The following is a 15,403-nucleotide window of genomic DNA, read 5'->3' as shown; positions in this document are numbered from 1 at the left end:
CAGCGTCACACCCGTAGCCCTTCCATGGCATAGTGCAACACAGCGATTCGTACGGCTTCGGCCGTTCGCACGACATCAGAACAGACTCCAGGACTCATGGCCAAGGCATTGAAGGCAAGCTCGAAATCGAAATCAGCCAGCGACCTTTTCGGGGCTGCGCCGAAGCCCGCCGCGCCCAAGGCGGCGGCGAAGCCGAGCGGCGCCGAGGATGGTTATACCGCTGCGGACATCGAGGTGCTGGAGGGGCTGGAGCCGGTCCGGCGCCGGCCCGGCATGTATATCGGCGGCACCGACGAAAAGGCGCTGCACCATCTGTTCGCCGAAGTGATCGACAACTCGATGGACGAAGCGCTGGCGGGCTACGCCACCTTCATCGAGGTCGAGCTGTCGGCCGACGGCTTCCTCACCGTCTCCGATAACGGACGCGGCATTCCCGTTGATCCGCATCCGAAATTTCCGAAGAAGTCGGCGCTCGAAGTGATCATGTGCACGCTGCACGCCGGCGGCAAATTCGACAGCAAGGTGTACGAGACCTCGGGCGGTCTGCACGGCGTCGGCGTCAGCGTCGTCAATGCGTTGTCGTCGCGTCTTGAAGTCGAGGTGGCGCGCAATCAGCAGCTCAGCCGCATGGTGTTCGAGCGTGGCCATCCCAAAGGCAAGCTCGAGGACCTCGGCAAGGTCAACAACCGCCGCGGCACCCGCGTCCGCTTCAAGCCCGACACCGAGATCTTCGGCGCCAAAGCCGCGTTCAAGCCGCAACGTCTGTTCAAGATGGCGCGGTCGAAGGCGTATCTGTTCGGCGGCGTGAAGATCCGCTGGAAGTGCGATCCCGAACTGCTCAAAGGCATCGAGGACGTCCCGGCCGAGGACGAGTTTCACTTCCCCGGCGGCCTGAAGGACTTCCTCGGCGCGGCGATCCACAACGACACACTGGTGCATCCGGACATCTTCGCCGGCAAGTCCGGCCGCAACGGCGCGCACGGCGCCTGCGAATGGGCGGTCGCCTGGACGGCCGATGCCGACGGCTTCCTGTCGTCGTACTGCAACACCGTGCCCACGCCCGACGGCGGCACTCACGAATCCGGCCTGCGCAGCGCCCTGCTCCGCGGCCTCAAGGACCACGCCGAGCGCGCCGGCCAGGGCAAGCGCGCCTCGTCGATCACCTCGGAAGACGTGATGGTCGGTGCCGCGGTGATGCTGTCGGTGTTCGTGCGCGAGCCCGAATTCCAGGGCCAGACCAAGGACCGCCTCGCCACCGCCGAGGCGCAGAAGATCGTCGAACAGGCGATCAAGGATCCGTTCGACCATTGGCTGTCCGGCAACCCTGTGCAGGCCACGAAGCTGCTCGACTTCGTGATCGAGCGCGCCGAGGAGCGGCTGCGCCGCCGCCAGGAAAAGGAAATCTCGCGCAAGACCGCGGTGAAGAAGCTGCGGCTGCCGGGCAAGCTGGCGGACTGCACCTCGACCGCGGCCGAAGGCTCCGAGCTGTTCATCGTCGAAGGCGACTCGGCCGGCGGCAGCGCCAAGCAGGCGCGCGACCGCTCGACCCAGGCGGTGCTGCCGCTGCGCGGCAAGATCCTCAACGTCGCCTCCGCCGGCAAGGACAAGGTGGTGGCCAACGCCCAGTTGTCGGACCTGATCCAGGCGCTCGGTGTCAGCACCGGGGTGAACTACCGCGAGGAAGACCTGCGCTATTCGCGCATCATCATCATGACCGACGCCGACGTCGACGGCGCCCACATCGCCTCGCTGCTGATCACCTTCTTCTACCGGCAGATGCCGAAGCTGATCGACGAGGGCCACCTCTATCTCGCCGTGCCGCCGCTGTACCGGCTGACCCATGGCGCCAAGACGGTTTACGCCCGCGACGACGCCCACAAGGAAGAGCTGCTGCGGAAGGAATTCAACGCCAACGCCAAGGTCGATGTCGGCCGCTTCAAAGGCCTCGGCGAGATGATGCCGGCGCAGCTCAAAGAGACCACGATGGATCCGGCCAAGCGCACGCTGCTGCGCGTCGTGCTGCTCCCGGACGACCGCGACGGCACCGCCAACTCGGTCGAGCGGCTGATGGGCACCAAGGCGGAAGCCCGGTTCGCCTTCATCTCCGAAAAGGCCGAGTTCGCCAGCGACGAGCTGCTGGACGTGTGAGGACTCGATCGGTCAGGCGGCGTCCGCCGGCCGCACCTGACGGTCGATCTCCGCGCCCTTGTCACGCTCGATGACGGCGATGTCGTACTGGCTCTGCAGATCGAACCAGAACTGCGGAGCATTTCCGAAATAACGACCCAACCGCACCGCGGTATCCGCAGTCATCGACCGACGACCGTTGAGAATGTCGGTGATCCATCCAGACGGAACGCCGATGTCCAGCGCCAGCCGGTTGGCGCTGAGTTTCCGCGCCGCAAGCTCGCGTTTTAGCATTCGGCCTGGATGCGAGACCGGCGGCATGCTCGTCTCTTCTCGCCTTTTGTGATCGACAATCTCAACACGACTAACGGCAAGGCTCAAGCCATTCACGCCGCTCGGCTTGAGCGGTTGGCGAAGCTGCGGCAGGCTCCCTGACCTTTTGCCTTCGCAACCTTGACGGCGCAGCGGCGTTTGCAGCGATTGCCGGAGACCGCTGATGACACCACCCGCGCTTCTGATCACCGTCGCAATCGTCCTGGTCCCTGACCTGACCAACGCCCAGCCCCGCGCGCTCGACTGGCAGCGCTACAACGTCGCCGCGGGTTCGGCGGCCGCCGACGTGCCGCGCGCGATCTTCAGTGAGGACGGCGGGCCGGCGCCGGACGGCCCCGGCCGGCGGTTCGTCTTGGCCGACGGTCGTGCCGATCTCACCGTGCAGGCGGTGCCCAATCCCGATGGCGCCTCCCCGGCCGCCTTTCTGGCGGCGCGCAAGCCGCCGTCGGGCATCATCTATCGCCGCGTCACCCCGCGGTTCTTCGTCGTCTCCAGCATCCGTAACGATCGCATCTGGTACAATCGCTGCAATCGAGCGGCGGGCGTGATGCACTGCGTGCTGATCAACTATCCCGCGGCCGAGAAGCGCCGCTGGGATCCGATCGTCACCCGCATCAGCCGCTCGCTCAGTGGCGGCTAGTCCAGGTCGACCTTCGCGGGTCTTGTGCCGGTCGGCCAAACCGTGCCTAATTCGTCCATGCGCACATTGTTTCTCGTCATCGGCGTCATCGCCCTGCTCGTGGGGCTGGTCTGGACCGGCCAAGGCGCCGGCCTCATTCAATGGCCGGCTCAGAGTTTCATGATCAACCAGTCGCAATGGATGTGGTACGGCGCCTCGACCGCATTCGGCGGGCTGCTGCTGATCTTCATTTCGCGCAAGGCGTGAGACGGCACGCGGCAAGCGGCCGCCTCACGATGGTCAGCTCGCTGTGCGCAGCTTGCGATAGTCCATCGCCTTTAGATCGGTGAGCAGGTCGGGGCCGGTCGGTGTCCAGTTCAACCGGCTACGCGTTGCGGCGCTCGACGCCCGCATGTCCATCGCCATGAACGGCGCCAGCCAGCCGAAGTGACCGACCGCCTCGTCCGCCTGCAACGCGGCCACCGGAACGCCGAGACCTGCGCCGATCGTCTCGGCGATCCGGCGCATACTGACGCCTTCCTCGGCGACAGCATGATAGCGGGCGCCAGCCTGGTGATGTTCGAGAGCAAGCCGATACAGGCGCGCGGCATCGTCGATATGGACAGCCGACCAAAGGTTGCTGCCGTCGCCCACATAGGCCGACACGCCCTTGGCCCTGCCGATGTCGATCAGAGGCGAGATCAGCCCCTGCTTTTCGGTGTCGTGCACCTGCGGCAGCCGCACCACCGCTACCGAGACGCCCTTGTCGGCGGCCTCCCGGCCGGCGCGCTCGCTGGCGATCCGCGGCAAAGCGTGAGCCCAGTCGACCACCTCCTCCACGGCCGGCAAACCGGCCCCGGGGGAGCCGATGCCGGTCGCCGACGTAATAATCAGCGGCCGGTCCGAGCCCTTCAGCACCTCCGCCATCGCGCTGATCACGCGCGCGTCCTTGGCGCAATTCTCAAGATAGCGCGAGAAGGTGTGATCAAACGCCGTGTGGATCACGGCATCCGCCTGCTCGGCCCCGCGCGCGAGACTGCCGGCATCTTCCAATTTGCCGCGATGAACGCTGGCGCCTGCCTGAGCCAGCCAACGCTCGCCCGCATCGGAGCGGGTCAGCCCGGTCACCTGATGGCCCGCGGCAAGCAGTTCTTTGAGGACGTGCGAGCCGACGAAGCCGGTCGCACCAGTGAGGAAGACACGCATCAGACACCTCCGAGTTTGTTCGGCGGCAAATCTGGCGGTATGTCTAAACCTGTTAAAGCCGTGACATTATCCTAGTATAACAATCAACAGGATCAGACGTGACTCCTGATCAGAACGCGCTGGGTTCCTATTTGCGCAGCCGCCGGACCCGCCTCGACCCGGCCGCGCTCGGTTTCGCCGTCGGCCGGCGCCGCACGCTTGGACTGCGGCGCGAGGAAGTGGCGCAGCGCGCCAATATCAGCCCCACTTGGTACACGTGGCTCGAACAGGGCCGCGGCGGCGCGCCGTCGGCCGCGGTGCTTGATCGCATCGCCAAGGGCCTGATGCTGACCGAACCCGAGCGGGAACATCTGTTCATGCTCGGCCTCGGCCGGCCGCCGGAAGTGCGATACACGCCCGCCGACGGCATCTCGCCGCGATTGCAGCGGGTGCTGGATGCGATGCCGCTCAGTCCGGCGATTATCAAGACCGCAACCTGGGACGTCGTCGGCTGGAACAAGGCCGCCGCGGCACTGCTGACGGACTACAGCAAGCTGCCGCGCGAGCAACGCAACATCCTGCGCCTGCTGTTCGGCAATGCGCGCAAGCGAGCCCGGCAGGAGGACTGGAGCAGCGTGGCGCGCTTTGTCGTCGGCGCGTTCCGTGCCGACGTGGCCCGCGCCGGCGCCGCCGGTACTGAAGAGGTCTCCCGGCTGGTGGATGAGCTGTGCCGGCTCAGCACCGAATTCGCCGCGCTGTGGCAGGACAACGACGTCGTCGCGCATGGCGAAGGCGTCAAGTGCATCAAACACCCAGAGGCCGGTCGTCTGGACCTGGAGTTCTCGTCCTTCGCGGTCGAGGGGCGCCCCGAGCTCGGCATGATCGTCTATAATCCTGCCTCGCCGCAGGTGGCCGAGCGCGTTCGTGCACTGATCGAGGCGAAGGGCGCCTCATGACGGACCAGTGCTACTCCAGCCGAGCCCCCAGCCGATCGCTGCGACACGAGCCTCAGCGGCGGAACGTCTTGATCTCCGACACGCTGCCGTCGCGGTAGGTCAGCTCGACCGACACCGATTGCACGTTCGGCGCCAGCTTCAGATAGGGCTGCGCGCTGCTCGGAATCGCGATCGGATCGCGCATGTCGCAGGGCGGCATCTTCAGCACCTTGTCCGGCACCGCACTGTCGATCCCGATCCGGACTTCACGGATCGCGCAGCGATACGACATCAGGTGCGTGTAGTACACGAGCAGGCCATTGTACTCGCGGAACGACAGCCAGCTCGTCGCAGTCATGTCGAGGATTTTGCGCTGATCGCGGATCAGCGCCGCCTCCGGTTCGAACTTGATCGGAAACGGTCCTTGCATCTCGCCCTGCGCATCGATGTAGCGCAGCTCGATGGTGCCGGCAGGCGCGTCCGCGGGAAGCTGGATCGACGGGTTCGGCATCCGCTTGCGGGTGCGCGGATCGAGCGCATCCATGAAGCCGGTTTCGCGGAATGCGCCCTCGCCCATCCGCCACGAGATGCCGAGCGTCGGATCGGCAATCGAGAACGACACCGTCCATCCGCCGTTGTGCCGGGAGAAGCTGGCGATCGGCGCGTTCAGCGTCTCCGAGGCCGGCGGCTTCAGCGGCGCGACTGGCGGCAGTGCGGCGACCTTCTGCGAAGGCTCCGTCGCGGCGGCGCTCGGCTGCGGCCGACCGTTCAGGAAGACGTCGTCGACCATCTGGTCGAAATACACCGGGACCTGTTTGTGGCCGATGGTATCGGCCATCTCGCTGACGGCGCGCCGGGTGCGCTGCGCCACCTGCACCAGGTTGTCGCCGGGATCGAGCAACTGCTTCACGAACACCCGGGTGAACACCGAGTTTGGATTGCTGTCGTTATCGGACAACCGGTCGAGCGCGGTCTGCCGCGGACCGGCCGAGAAAATCGAAAATACGCCTTCAGGCAGCGTCGTCATCGGCGCAAGCCCGCCGCGCCCCGCCAGTGCGCGCACGCCGCGGCGTTCGAACGGATTGTTGCGGCAGGCGTCGAGCACCAGGATCGCGGTGCGCGCGCCGCGGTTCTGCAGCCGGTCGATGATGCGATCCGCCATGATCGAGGCGTCACGCACCAGTTCTTCCTGGCCCTCGGTGGCGGCCGGCACGTCGATCGGCAGCAGGTAGTTCTGCCCCGCGATCTCGAAGCCATGGCCTGCATAGAAAAAGAACGCGGTGTCGCCGGGTTCGATCGTGGTGTCGAACGCCAGCAGGCTTTGGCTGAACGCAGCGCGAGTTTGGTTCTCGGCCACCATCACCTGGAAGCCGAGGGTCTTCAGCGCGTCGCCAATCGTGCGGGCGTCGTTGACTGCCTTCTGCAGCCTGGGGACGTTGCGGTAATCGTCGTTGCCGATCACCAGCGCGACCCGCTTCGCAGCCGATGCGGGGCCGGCGACCAGCAGCGCAACCACGCAGGTGACGGCCGCAAGTAGCGCAGCTCCGTGCCGCGTGCCGGCCCTTCCGATCGATCGCATTCCAGTCCCTCAAAACGAAGCGGCCGGATCGCGTCCGCCTGCGCCATAGTCGGTCAGAACCCGAGCACGGTTCAACCGAAAAGGACGTCAATGGCGGCCACGATCCGGCCGGGTGGTGCGGGCTTTGGCAGTCCGCACCCGGGGCAACTGGTTGTCCGCGGAAGAGCCGCGACGCTTACGCCGCGCGGACCGTCTCGAGGAACTTGCCGACTTCCATCCTCAGCCGGTTGCTGTCATTGGCGAGCGACTGCGCCGCCGCCAACACCTGCGTCGATGCCGAGCCGGTCTCGTTGGCGCCGCGCTGCACGTCGACCACGCTTGCAGAGACCTGCTGCGTACCTTGCGCGGCCTGCTGAACGTTGCGCGAGATCTCCTGCGTCGCGGCGCCCTGCTCTTCCACCGCCGAGGCGATGGTCGACGCAATCTCCGACATCTTCGAAATCGTGGCGCCGATCTCGCGGATCGCGTTCACCGATTCATGCGTCGCAGCCTGGATGCCGCCGATGTGCTGACTGATCTCGCCGGTCGCCTTGGCGGTCTGCTCGGCGAGCGCCTTCACTTCCGCCGCCACCACCGCAAAGCCACGCCCCGCCTCGCCGGCGCGCGCCGCTTCGATGGTCGCGTTGAGCGCCAGCAGATTGGTCTGGCCGGCGATGGTGTTGATCAGTTCGACCACATCGCCGATCCGCGTCGCCGCCTGCGACAGATCGCCGACGCGTTCGTTGGTACGTTGCGCCTGAGTCACCGCCTCATGGGCGATGCGCGCGGAGTCCTGAACCTGCCGGCTGATCTCGGTGACCGACGAGGCCATCTCCTCGGTCGCCGACGCCACCGACTGGACGTTCGCCGAGGCCTGCTCGGAAGCCGCCGCGACCGACGTGGTGACTTCCTGCGCACGCTGCGCGCTCGAGGTCAGCGTCGTCGCCGACGCTTCCAGTTCGGTCGAGGCGGACGACACCGCGCGGATCACTTCACCGACCGCGGCCTCGAACTGATGCGCGAGCTTCTCCATCTCCTGCTTGCGCTGGACCGCAATGATGCGGTCCTGCTCGGCCTTGCCCGCGGCCTCCTGCCGGGCCTTCTCGGCGAGCATCAGCTTGATGCTGTTGACCGCATTGGCGGTCTGGCCGATTTCGTCGCCGCGTTCGGTCCCCGAGACCTCGACGTCCTGGCCTCGCGCCATTGCCTGCAGATCGCCGACCAGCCGGCCGATCGGACGGGCGATGCCGAACTGCACGATCGCAAAGGCAAGCGCCAGCACGGCGAGGAAGCCGCCGCCGACCAGCAGAACCGTCAGCTTGATGGTGCTGGCGACATCGGCCGACGCCGTGTGCGAGCGATCGCTCAGCTCCTTATCGAGCTTATTGCTGATTGCAAACTGAGCGTCCCGCACGGCTTGATTGTGTTTGGCGATATCCTTGGCCAGACGGACCGCGAGCTCGTTGTTGTTGGCCATTGTGGCCTGCTCGAGCGGGGGTATTCCTTCGTCATCATGTCGTCGAACATCCGATCGATCCGATCGAAGTCCGCGGCAAATTGCGGCAGGCCTTTTTTCGCCTGCGCGATGAAATCGCTGAATTCCTTATGATTGGCCGTAATCTCCCGGCTGAGCTTCTGCATTTCCGCCGGATCGGTTTCGGCGATGATCCGCCATGACATCCGTCCGAAATTGAACAGGCGGGCGTTGGCGCGGAAGTTCGCTTTCATGCCCTGCACTTCGTTTTCGAGCATCGACGCGTAGGTCCGGTTGATCTCCTCCATCTTCGAAGCGGCGAACCAGACTCCGAAGCCGACGACGACACTGAGCAATAAGAAACACCCGATGATCTTGTAGAGCAATTTGACGTTCGAAAGCTGCATGGCAGGTACCCCCAACCCTTAATGTGCCGACCCGTCGCACCATACGTTCGAGCATTGGCCGATGTTGTTAGCGCCGACGGCGTAGGCTTCCGATAAACTCATTGCATCACGACTTGGTCGTGTGATGCGAAAATTGATCAAGAGACTCGCCGACGGTGGTGCCTCGAACACGCAACATCGATCATCGTCCGTATCAGCAGGCTGCTAAGCGCGAGTAAGTACAAATTCGGTCAGTTAGGACAAAACCGGGAGACGGGTCGACAAAGCTGTCACAACGGTCGAAATAACCAGACCATCCACTGGAGTTAGCGTGAGCGTCAGATGAATTTGGAAGGCATCGTTTCAGGGTCGGATCAAGAGTTACTGCAGGATTTTCCGCTGGTGCGGAGCCACGATCCGGTTGAAGCGAGAGACATCCTGCGGCGCTACGGCGTCGACATGATCGCCGCGAATCCCAGCGACTTCTTCATGCGGACCAACCTCGCCGAGCTGCCGCATATCGGCTTGTATTTCGTTCACAGTTCCGGTGCGACCCGGCTGCTGATCCCCGAGCGCGAGATCGCCGTAGTGCATCTCTGCCTGGAGGGCGATGCGCTGCTCACCAGCGGCAATCGCCGCGTCGAACTGTCGCAAGGCGCAGCTTGTATTTGTTCGCCGGGGATGAGCGCCCAGCTCGAATTCGGACAGAACTCGCGGCAATTATTGCTGCGAATGCCGCAGCGGGTGCTGGAACGGACCGTCTCGTCGCTGGTCGGCTTCAAGCCGCGGCAGCCGATCCTGTTCGAGCCCACGATCTGCAACGACGAGCCGCGCTATCTCGGCTTCAGAGAACTGACGACGCTGCTCGCCTCGCGGCTCGACTCCAGCTACTCGGTGTGGCCGAAGAACGTGCTGCTCCATCTGGAGCAGTCCTGCATCACGGCGCTGCTGTATTGCAGCCGGCACAATCTTGGCCACCTGCTGGAGAATGCCAACGCGGTGAGCGACGACGTGCCGCGCTACGTGCGGACGGCGGAGCACTACGTCGAGAGCCACCGCGACGAAGACATCAGCGTCGAGGACGTGGCGCGGATTGCCGGCGTCAGCATCTCCACCCTCACCCGCGCCTTCCTCAAGCATCGCGGCTACTCGCCGTCGGCCTACGTAAAGCGCGCCAAGCTCAATCACGCCAAACAGCTGCTGGAGACCGGCGCCGCGACGACGCTGATCGGCGTCGCGCTCCGCTGCGGCTTCGCCAACCCAAGCCGGTTCGCTCAGGACTACCGGGACGCGTTCGGGGAATCGCCGACCGAAACGCTGCGCCGCTGCCGCCCCGATCGGGGCCCCGAGACGCAAAAACATTAAGCTATTTCAGCCGTTTCATGCGCCGGCGCATTGACTTTGGCCGATTCCGGCCTATGTTCCGCCCGTGATGCGGCCCGGTATTGCGTCAAGTAATACCCAGATTCAGCCGCCTGTCCGCGATCCGACTTCCCCGTGCACGATTGCTAGCCGCTCCGGGGTTGAGCGCGACAGAGATTTCGCAGAATCCATGCGGCGGTTCGATTAAGTGGCGTGACCCCCGAGTTCCGGCCGATGGTGTTAGAACCAGGCCGCGCCCCGACAACAGAGGCTCGATGTCTTTTTCCAATCTGGGACTTTCCGAGAAAGTCCAAGCCGCCGTCGCCGCCGCCGGTTACGTTTCGCCCACTCCCATTCAACAGCAGGCGATCCCCCACGTCCTCGCCCGCAAGGACGTCCTCGGCATCGCCCAGACCGGCACCGGCAAGACAGCAGCCTTCGTGCTGCCGATGCTGACGATGCTGGAAAAGGGCCGCGCCCGGGCCCGGATGCCGCGAACCCTGATCCTCGAGCCGACCCGCGAACTCGCCGCCCAGGTCAAAGAGCAGTTCGACAAATACGGCGCCGGCCAGAAACTCAACGTCGCCCTGCTGATCGGCGGCGTCTCGTTCGGTGATCAGGACCTCAAGCTCACCCGCGGCGTCGACGTGCTGATCGCCACCCCGGGCCGCCTGCTCGACCACACCGAACGCGGCGGCCTGCTGCTCACCGGCGTCGAGATGCTGATCATCGACGAAGCCGACCGGATGCTCGACATGGGCTTCATCCCGGACATCGAGCGGATCTGCAAGCTGGTCCCGTTCACCCGCCAGACCCTGTTCTTCACCGCGACGATGCCGAATGAAATCCGGCGCATCACCGAGACCTTCCTGCACAATCCCGAAAAGGTCGAAGTCAGCAAGCCGGCCTCGACCGCAGTGACCGTGACCCAGTCGCAGGTTCCTTGCGGCCGCGAGCCGCACGAGAAGCGCGAGACGCTGCGCCGGCTGATCCGCGGCGCCACCGACCTCAAGAACGCGATCATCTTCTGCAACCGCAAGCGCGAGGTGGCGCTGCTGGCGAAGTCGCTGCAGCGTCACGGCTTCAGCGTCGGCGCGCTGCACGGCGACATGGACCAGACCGCGCGCATGGCCGCGCTGGAAGCCTTCCGCAAGGGTGATCTGCCGATCCTGGTCGCTTCCGACGTCGCCGCCCGCGGCCTCGATATTCCTGAAGTGAGCCACGTCTTCAACTTCGATGTTCCGCATCACCCCGATGATTACGTCCACCGGATCGGCCGCACCGGCCGCGCCGGCCGCACCGGTACTGCGGTGACGATCGTGGCGCCGTCCGACCAGAAGTCGATGGCCGCGGTCGAAAAGCTGATCGGCCAGGCGATCCCGCGCGCCGAGGTCGGGCCGTCGGTCGAGAGCGAGGCTGTCAGCCCCGAGGCCGAGACCGAGCGTCCGTCACGCTCCCGCCGCGCCGCGCCGGAAGGCCGCCAGCGCGAACCGCGCCGCGAGCCGCGCGAACAGCGCGAGCGCAAACCGCGCCGCGAGCCCCGCAGCCCCGCAAGCACCGCACCTGCCCCCACCCCCCACGCCTCCTTCGGCTCGGCGCCGCCGGCCCGCGACACGTCGTCTGAAGCTGGCGATCACTCGCACCTGCCGGCGTTCTTGTTGCGCCCCGTGCGTGCGCGCGGCTGACCTGCGCCGGGAACCTGAAGGCGTTTAACCACGCCTTCACCCAACGACCTTAGGTTCACGCCGTTTCAGGGCGATGCGTTGAGAAACGCCGGATCGGAGGGTGGCTGGTGGCCGCTAAGCAGGACGACCATGACCGCACCATGGCCTATGCCGAGGTGGCCCTCTCCCAGATCAAGACCCTCCGCCAAGGCGCCGTCCCGCGCAATTACGAGATCTGGTACGTCTACGCGACCGGCTACAATCCCGAGCTGAACAAGGCGATCAACGACACGCTGGCGGAGCGCGGCAGCCTCACCGACGCCGACCTCGACCAGTTGCACGATACTTATCTGTCGCACGGCCGCACCACCGACCGGATCGACCGGATCGGCGCCCGCGTCGCCAACGAGATCGACGACATCATGGCGCTGCTCGCCGAGACCCTCGGCAGCACCGCCAGCTTCGGCGACGATCTGCGCGGCGAAAGCCAGAAGCTGTCGCTGGCGACCGACCACGACCAGATCAAGGCGATCGTCGAGCGGCTGGTCGTCACCACCCGCGAGATGCAGCAGGCCAACAGCGCGCTGGAAGAGCGGCTGTCGACCTCCAAGCAGGAGATCGCCAATCTCCAGGTCAGCCTCGATGCGATCCGCGCCGAGAGCCTCACCGATCCCCTCACCGGCCTTGGCAACCGCAAGCTGTTCGACCGCACCGTCCAAGAAGCGATCCGCAACGCCGGCACCAGCCAGCAGCCGCTGTCGCTACTGATGATGGACATCGATCACTTCAAGTCGTTCAACGACACCTACGGCCATCTCACCGGCGACCAGGTGCTGCGGCTCGTCGGCCTGACGCTGAAGCAGAGCATCAAGGGCCAGGACTTCACCGCGCGCTATGGCGGCGAGGAGTTCGCCGTGGTGCTGCCGAACACGCCGATGCGCCAAGCGATCATCGTCGCGGACAACATCCGCCGGCTGGTGATGTCGAAGGAGCTGAAGAAGAAGTCGACCGGCGAGATTCTCGGCCGGGTGACGCTGTCGGCCGGCGTGTCGACGCTGAAGCCGAACGACGATGCCGAAGCGCTGATCGAACGCGCCGACGCCTGCCTCTACGCCGCCAAGCGCAACGGCCGCAACCGCGTGATCTGCGAGACCGATCCGGAATTCTCCGGCGTCACCCAGGCCGCCGTCGCCTGACGCCGCCGTCAGCGCGCCGCCCGACCGCGCTTCGCCGCAGGAGCCTTTGTGGTCTTCGCGGTCTTGGCCCGACCTGCTGCCTTCGCAACTGTCTTGACCTTCCGTTGAGCGCTGGCCGGCTTGGTTAGCTTCGGCGCCTTGCTGCTATCAGCCGTGGCCTTCTTCTTGGTCCCACGCCGCGTCTTCGACGCTTTGCTGAGCGCGGCGCGCTCGGCGGCGGCGTGGGCGGTGCGGGCCCATTGCGCGAGCTCGTCCGGATCGTCGAGCAGCCGCTCCGGCAGCAGCCAGTATGAGCCGACCGTCACCGTCTTGGTGCGGGTGTCGTAGCGAAACGGCCGGCTGCCCTCGGCCTCGAACCGCGCCGCACCGTCGGCATCGGTGCGCAGATAGATCGCATCGCGGATCACCAGCGCAAACGTGACGCCGTCAGCCGAGATCCCGAAGCCCGAGAACATCCGCCGGATCGTTACCGGACCGAGTGGCGCGAACAGATCGGCGAGGAACTCACGATCCATGGCTGGCTCGTAGCTAAGTTGCGGCGAGCTGCGCCGCCGGTGCGATTTCCCAGGATAGCAATAAACACCTCGAACGCGAAGGCATTCGCTCGCAGCACTCCGCGCGGCTACATCTTGACGCCGAGTTCCTGCAGCCGCTCGACCGCTTCCTTGAACTGCGGGCTGAGCTTCACGGCCTGCTGAAAGTCAGCGACCGCGCCATCTCTGTCGCTGGAGTCGATCGCCGCCGTGCATGCTGCGAGGCTTGTCTCGACTGACGTGATCGGCTGCTGGCATGTCTGCGCCGCGTCCTCACTCTGAGCGCGGGCCGGCAAACTGAACGCAAAAACAGATAGCGAGACACTACTCGCCAACAAGAGAGACATGAGAGCAAAATGCGGCCGGGCCATCGGCGCCTCCGAAAGGAAAACGTGCTTCCTTCCAGTCGCGCGATGGCCCGCACCGGTTCAGATGAGAGCCCGGAGGCCGGCGGTCTTACTTCGCCGGTGCGTAGAACGTGCCGTCGATTTCGGCAATGTCGCCCTGGTCGAGCGCCGGCACCTGCAGCACGGTGCGCGGCGGATACGGGCCGTCGCCCCAGATGTCCTTCTGCACCTTGTTGACCACCGGTCGGTACTTGGCAACGTCGGTCACGAACACGGTCAGCCGCACCGCGTCGGCCTTGGTGGCGCCGGCCGCTTCAGCCGCCGCCAGCATGTTGTCGAACATCCGCCTGATCCGCGCCTCGTCGCCGTCGACCATCTTGCCGGTGACGCGGTCGGTGCCGCGCATCCCGCCGATGAACACGAAGTCGCCGGCGCGGGCGCCGATGCTCCAGGTGCCGCTCGGTGTGATCGTCTTGTCGGTCGGCGCGATGATCTTCACCGCGCTGGTTTCGGCGGAAGCCACTGCCGGCAAGGTGATAGCAAGGGCGGCAGCAGCAAAGAGCGTGCGCAGAGAGGCGTTCATGGCGAGATCTCCTGGTTAGGGTGGGACGATGCGACAGTGCGGCGGCGCTGCCAGAACGGCGCGTCGGCGAAGCGCGGCTCGGCGGCGTACATCGCCTGCTGGGTAACGAGGTGCTGCGCGATGCCTTGCAAGTAATCGCGCTCATAGGCGTCGGCCCGCTCGGGATCGCCGTCGGTCAGCGTCAGCGTCGCCTCTGCGGCCGCCATGCCGCTCCACAGCGCGGTGGCGAGACCGTTGGCGCCGAGCGGATCAAGCGCGGCCGCTGCATCACCGGCGCGCAGGATGCGCCCCTCGATCAAGCGGCTGGCCGTGACGGTGGCGGCGGGCGCGACCTGGGGCGGCGCACCTGCTGCCGTGGCATCGAGGCCGAGACTCCGCAGCCGCGGGGCGATCGCGAACGTCGACGCGGCCAGGCCGGTCCAGATGGTGCCATCCTGCGCGGCGCCGGGCGGCAACAAATCGGTGTCGGTGAACAGGCCGAGCATCATGCGGTGGCCCGGCAGTGGGGCCATGTACCACCAGCCCAGCGCCACCGCTTCGATCAATGTCGCCGCGGCAGGCTCGGTATCGTCCGGCAGGTCGAGCACGCGCCACACGGCGACCAGCCGGTCGGTGCGGCGGCGCCCCGCTACCGTTCCCGACGACAACGCGGCGCGGCCGCTGCAGTCGATGGCCGCGTCGGCGAACACGACGCGGCCATCGCCGAGTTCGAGCACGACTCCATCGCAGTGATGCACCAGCATCGTGACGATGATCGGATGGCACTCGATCGCATCGTTATTCAGCTTGGTCCGCATCTGCCGCTCGAAGCTGGCGCGATCGAGGTGCCAGGCACCCTCGCCTTGCGCGGCCCGCCGCAAGGTCCCATCGCCCCACACCGAAAACCTGCCTTCACTCGGCAGCGCGCTTTCGGCGTCGAGCAGGTCGGCCCATTGCAGCCGCGCGAGCAATGCGGCAGCGGCCGGTGACAACGTCTCGCCGCGGCTGATCACCTCGCGATCCGGCGCGATCAGCAGCGGGCGTCGCCCGGCCAGCACCAGGCTGCGGGCGGCGGCAAGCGCCGCCACCCCTGCGCCGATCACGGCGATCCGGCCCATCGAG

Annotated in this window: 14 protein-coding genes and 1 pseudogene; 7 read left to right on the top strand and 8 right to left on the bottom strand. The window is 65.9% G+C overall.

The window, feature by feature from the left end:
- Positions 1–96: 96 nt before the first annotated feature.
- Positions 97–2,148, top strand: coding sequence for a DNA topoisomerase IV subunit B (gene parE / locus LRC39_RS12710; protein ID WP_107344412.1), 2,052 nt, complete (start codon positions 97–99; stop codon positions 2,146–2,148).
- A 12-nt stretch (positions 2,149–2,160) separates the two neighbouring features.
- Here parE and LRC39_RS12705 read toward each other — a convergent pair whose 3' ends face one another.
- On the bottom strand, positions 2,161–2,649 hold the full coding sequence (locus tag LRC39_RS12705; RefSeq protein ID WP_346294555.1) for a HigA family addiction module antitoxin: 489 nt from the start codon (positions 2,647–2,649) through the stop codon (positions 2,161–2,163).
- Here LRC39_RS12705 and LRC39_RS12700 point away from each other — a divergent pair.
- The gene (locus tag LRC39_RS12700; RefSeq protein WP_346294554.1) at positions 2,624–3,100 is read left to right on the top strand and encodes a hypothetical protein; all 477 of its coding nucleotides are present in this window, start codon (positions 2,624–2,626) and stop codon (positions 3,098–3,100) included. The genes LRC39_RS12705 and LRC39_RS12700 overlap by 26 nt on opposite strands.
- A gap of 57 nt (positions 3,101–3,157) precedes the next feature.
- Positions 3,158–3,346: a hypothetical protein gene (locus LRC39_RS12695; RefSeq protein ID WP_042441071.1), complete on the top strand. Its 189-nt coding sequence runs from the start codon at positions 3,158–3,160 to the stop codon at positions 3,344–3,346.
- Positions 3,347–3,379: 33 nt separating this feature from the next.
- Here LRC39_RS12695 and LRC39_RS12690 read toward each other — a convergent pair whose 3' ends face one another.
- Positions 3,380–4,285: an SDR family oxidoreductase gene (locus LRC39_RS12690; protein WP_346294553.1), complete on the bottom strand. Its 906-nt coding sequence runs from the start codon at positions 4,283–4,285 to the stop codon at positions 3,380–3,382.
- A gap of 98 nt (positions 4,286–4,383) precedes the next feature.
- Here LRC39_RS12690 and LRC39_RS12685 point away from each other — a divergent pair, with 98 nt between their 5' ends.
- Positions 4,384–5,220: a helix-turn-helix transcriptional regulator gene (locus LRC39_RS12685; protein ID WP_346294552.1), complete on the top strand. Its 837-nt coding sequence runs from the start codon at positions 4,384–4,386 to the stop codon at positions 5,218–5,220.
- Between the two features lie 52 nt (positions 5,221–5,272).
- Here LRC39_RS12685 and LRC39_RS12680 read toward each other — a convergent pair whose 3' ends face one another.
- Positions 5,273–6,778, bottom strand: coding sequence for a caspase family protein (locus LRC39_RS12680; RefSeq protein ID WP_346294551.1), 1,506 nt, complete (start codon positions 6,776–6,778; stop codon positions 5,273–5,275).
- Between the two features lie 175 nt (positions 6,779–6,953).
- Positions 6,954–8,638: pseudogene (locus LRC39_RS12675) on the bottom strand (methyl-accepting chemotaxis protein).
- Positions 8,639–9,019: 381 nt separating this feature from the next.
- Here LRC39_RS12675 and LRC39_RS12670 point away from each other — a divergent pair.
- From LRC39_RS12670 to LRC39_RS12660, 3 genes are all read left to right on the top strand, one after another.
- Entirely contained in the window at positions 9,020–9,982 is a 963-nt protein-coding gene (locus tag LRC39_RS12670) for an AraC family transcriptional regulator (RefSeq protein WP_346294550.1), read from the top strand.
- A gap of 272 nt (positions 9,983–10,254) precedes the next feature.
- On the top strand, positions 10,255–11,664 hold the full coding sequence (locus tag LRC39_RS12665; protein ID WP_107355578.1) for a DEAD/DEAH box helicase: 1,410 nt from the start codon (positions 10,255–10,257) through the stop codon (positions 11,662–11,664).
- A 140-nt stretch (positions 11,665–11,804) separates the two neighbouring features.
- A complete protein-coding gene (locus LRC39_RS12660; RefSeq protein ID WP_205502741.1) occupies positions 11,805–12,839 on the top strand; it encodes a GGDEF domain-containing protein in 1,035 nt (344 codons plus the stop codon).
- Between the two features lie 8 nt (positions 12,840–12,847).
- Here LRC39_RS12660 and LRC39_RS12655 read toward each other — a convergent pair whose 3' ends face one another.
- From LRC39_RS12655 to LRC39_RS12640, 4 genes are all read right to left on the bottom strand, one after another.
- Positions 12,848–13,354 (bottom strand): TfoX/Sxy family protein, encoded by a 507-nt coding sequence (locus tag LRC39_RS12655; protein WP_346294549.1) that lies wholly within the window; start codon positions 13,352–13,354, stop codon positions 12,848–12,850.
- A 107-nt stretch (positions 13,355–13,461) separates the two neighbouring features.
- A complete protein-coding gene (locus LRC39_RS12650; protein ID WP_346294548.1) occupies positions 13,462–13,743 on the bottom strand; it encodes a hypothetical protein in 282 nt (93 codons plus the stop codon).
- Positions 13,744–13,828: 85 nt separating this feature from the next.
- Entirely contained in the window at positions 13,829–14,302 is a 474-nt protein-coding gene (locus LRC39_RS12645) for a RidA family protein (RefSeq protein WP_346294547.1), read from the bottom strand.
- Positions 14,299–15,399 (bottom strand): NAD(P)/FAD-dependent oxidoreductase, encoded by a 1,101-nt coding sequence (locus LRC39_RS12640; protein WP_346294546.1) that lies wholly within the window; start codon positions 15,397–15,399, stop codon positions 14,299–14,301. Before LRC39_RS12640 ends, LRC39_RS12645 begins: the two co-directional genes overlap by 4 nt.
- Positions 15,400–15,403 lie beyond the last annotated feature (4 nt).

The sequence above is a fragment of the Rhodopseudomonas sp. P1 genome, assembly GCF_039642825.1.
Classification (GTDB): domain Bacteria; phylum Pseudomonadota; class Alphaproteobacteria; order Rhizobiales; family Xanthobacteraceae; genus Rhodopseudomonas; species Rhodopseudomonas palustris_H.
Note: the sequence above shows the minus strand (reverse complement) of the source record. Positions and strands in the feature narration are given on the sequence as shown.

Coding starts and splice junctions, on each gene's coding strand:
- parE (WP_107344412.1), top strand. CDS start 97: ATGGCCAAGGCATTGAAGGCAAGCTCGAAATCGAAATCAGCCAGCGAC.
- LRC39_RS12700 (WP_346294554.1), top strand. CDS start 2,624: ATGACACCACCCGCGCTTCTGATCACCGTCGCAATCGTCCTGGTCCCT.
- LRC39_RS12695 (WP_042441071.1), top strand. CDS start 3,158: ATGCGCACATTGTTTCTCGTCATCGGCGTCATCGCCCTGCTCGTGGGG.
- LRC39_RS12690 (WP_346294553.1), bottom strand. CDS start 4,285: ATGCGTGTCTTCCTCACTGGTGCGACCGGCTTCGTCGGCTCGCACGTC.
- LRC39_RS12680 (WP_346294551.1), bottom strand. CDS start 6,778: ATGCGATCGATCGGAAGGGCCGGCACGCGGCACGGAGCTGCGCTACTT.
- LRC39_RS12665 (WP_107355578.1), top strand. CDS start 10,255: ATGTCTTTTTCCAATCTGGGACTTTCCGAGAAAGTCCAAGCCGCCGTC.
- LRC39_RS12660 (WP_205502741.1), top strand. CDS start 11,805: ATGGCCTATGCCGAGGTGGCCCTCTCCCAGATCAAGACCCTCCGCCAA.
- LRC39_RS12655 (WP_346294549.1), bottom strand. CDS start 13,354: ATGGATCGTGAGTTCCTCGCCGATCTGTTCGCGCCACTCGGTCCGGTA.
- LRC39_RS12650 (WP_346294548.1), bottom strand. CDS start 13,743: ATGGCCCGGCCGCATTTTGCTCTCATGTCTCTCTTGTTGGCGAGTAGT.
- LRC39_RS12645 (WP_346294547.1), bottom strand. CDS start 14,302: ATGAACGCCTCTCTGCGCACGCTCTTTGCTGCTGCCGCCCTTGCTATC.
- LRC39_RS12640 (WP_346294546.1), bottom strand. CDS start 15,399: ATGGGCCGGATCGCCGTGATCGGCGCAGGGGTGGCGGCGCTTGCCGCC.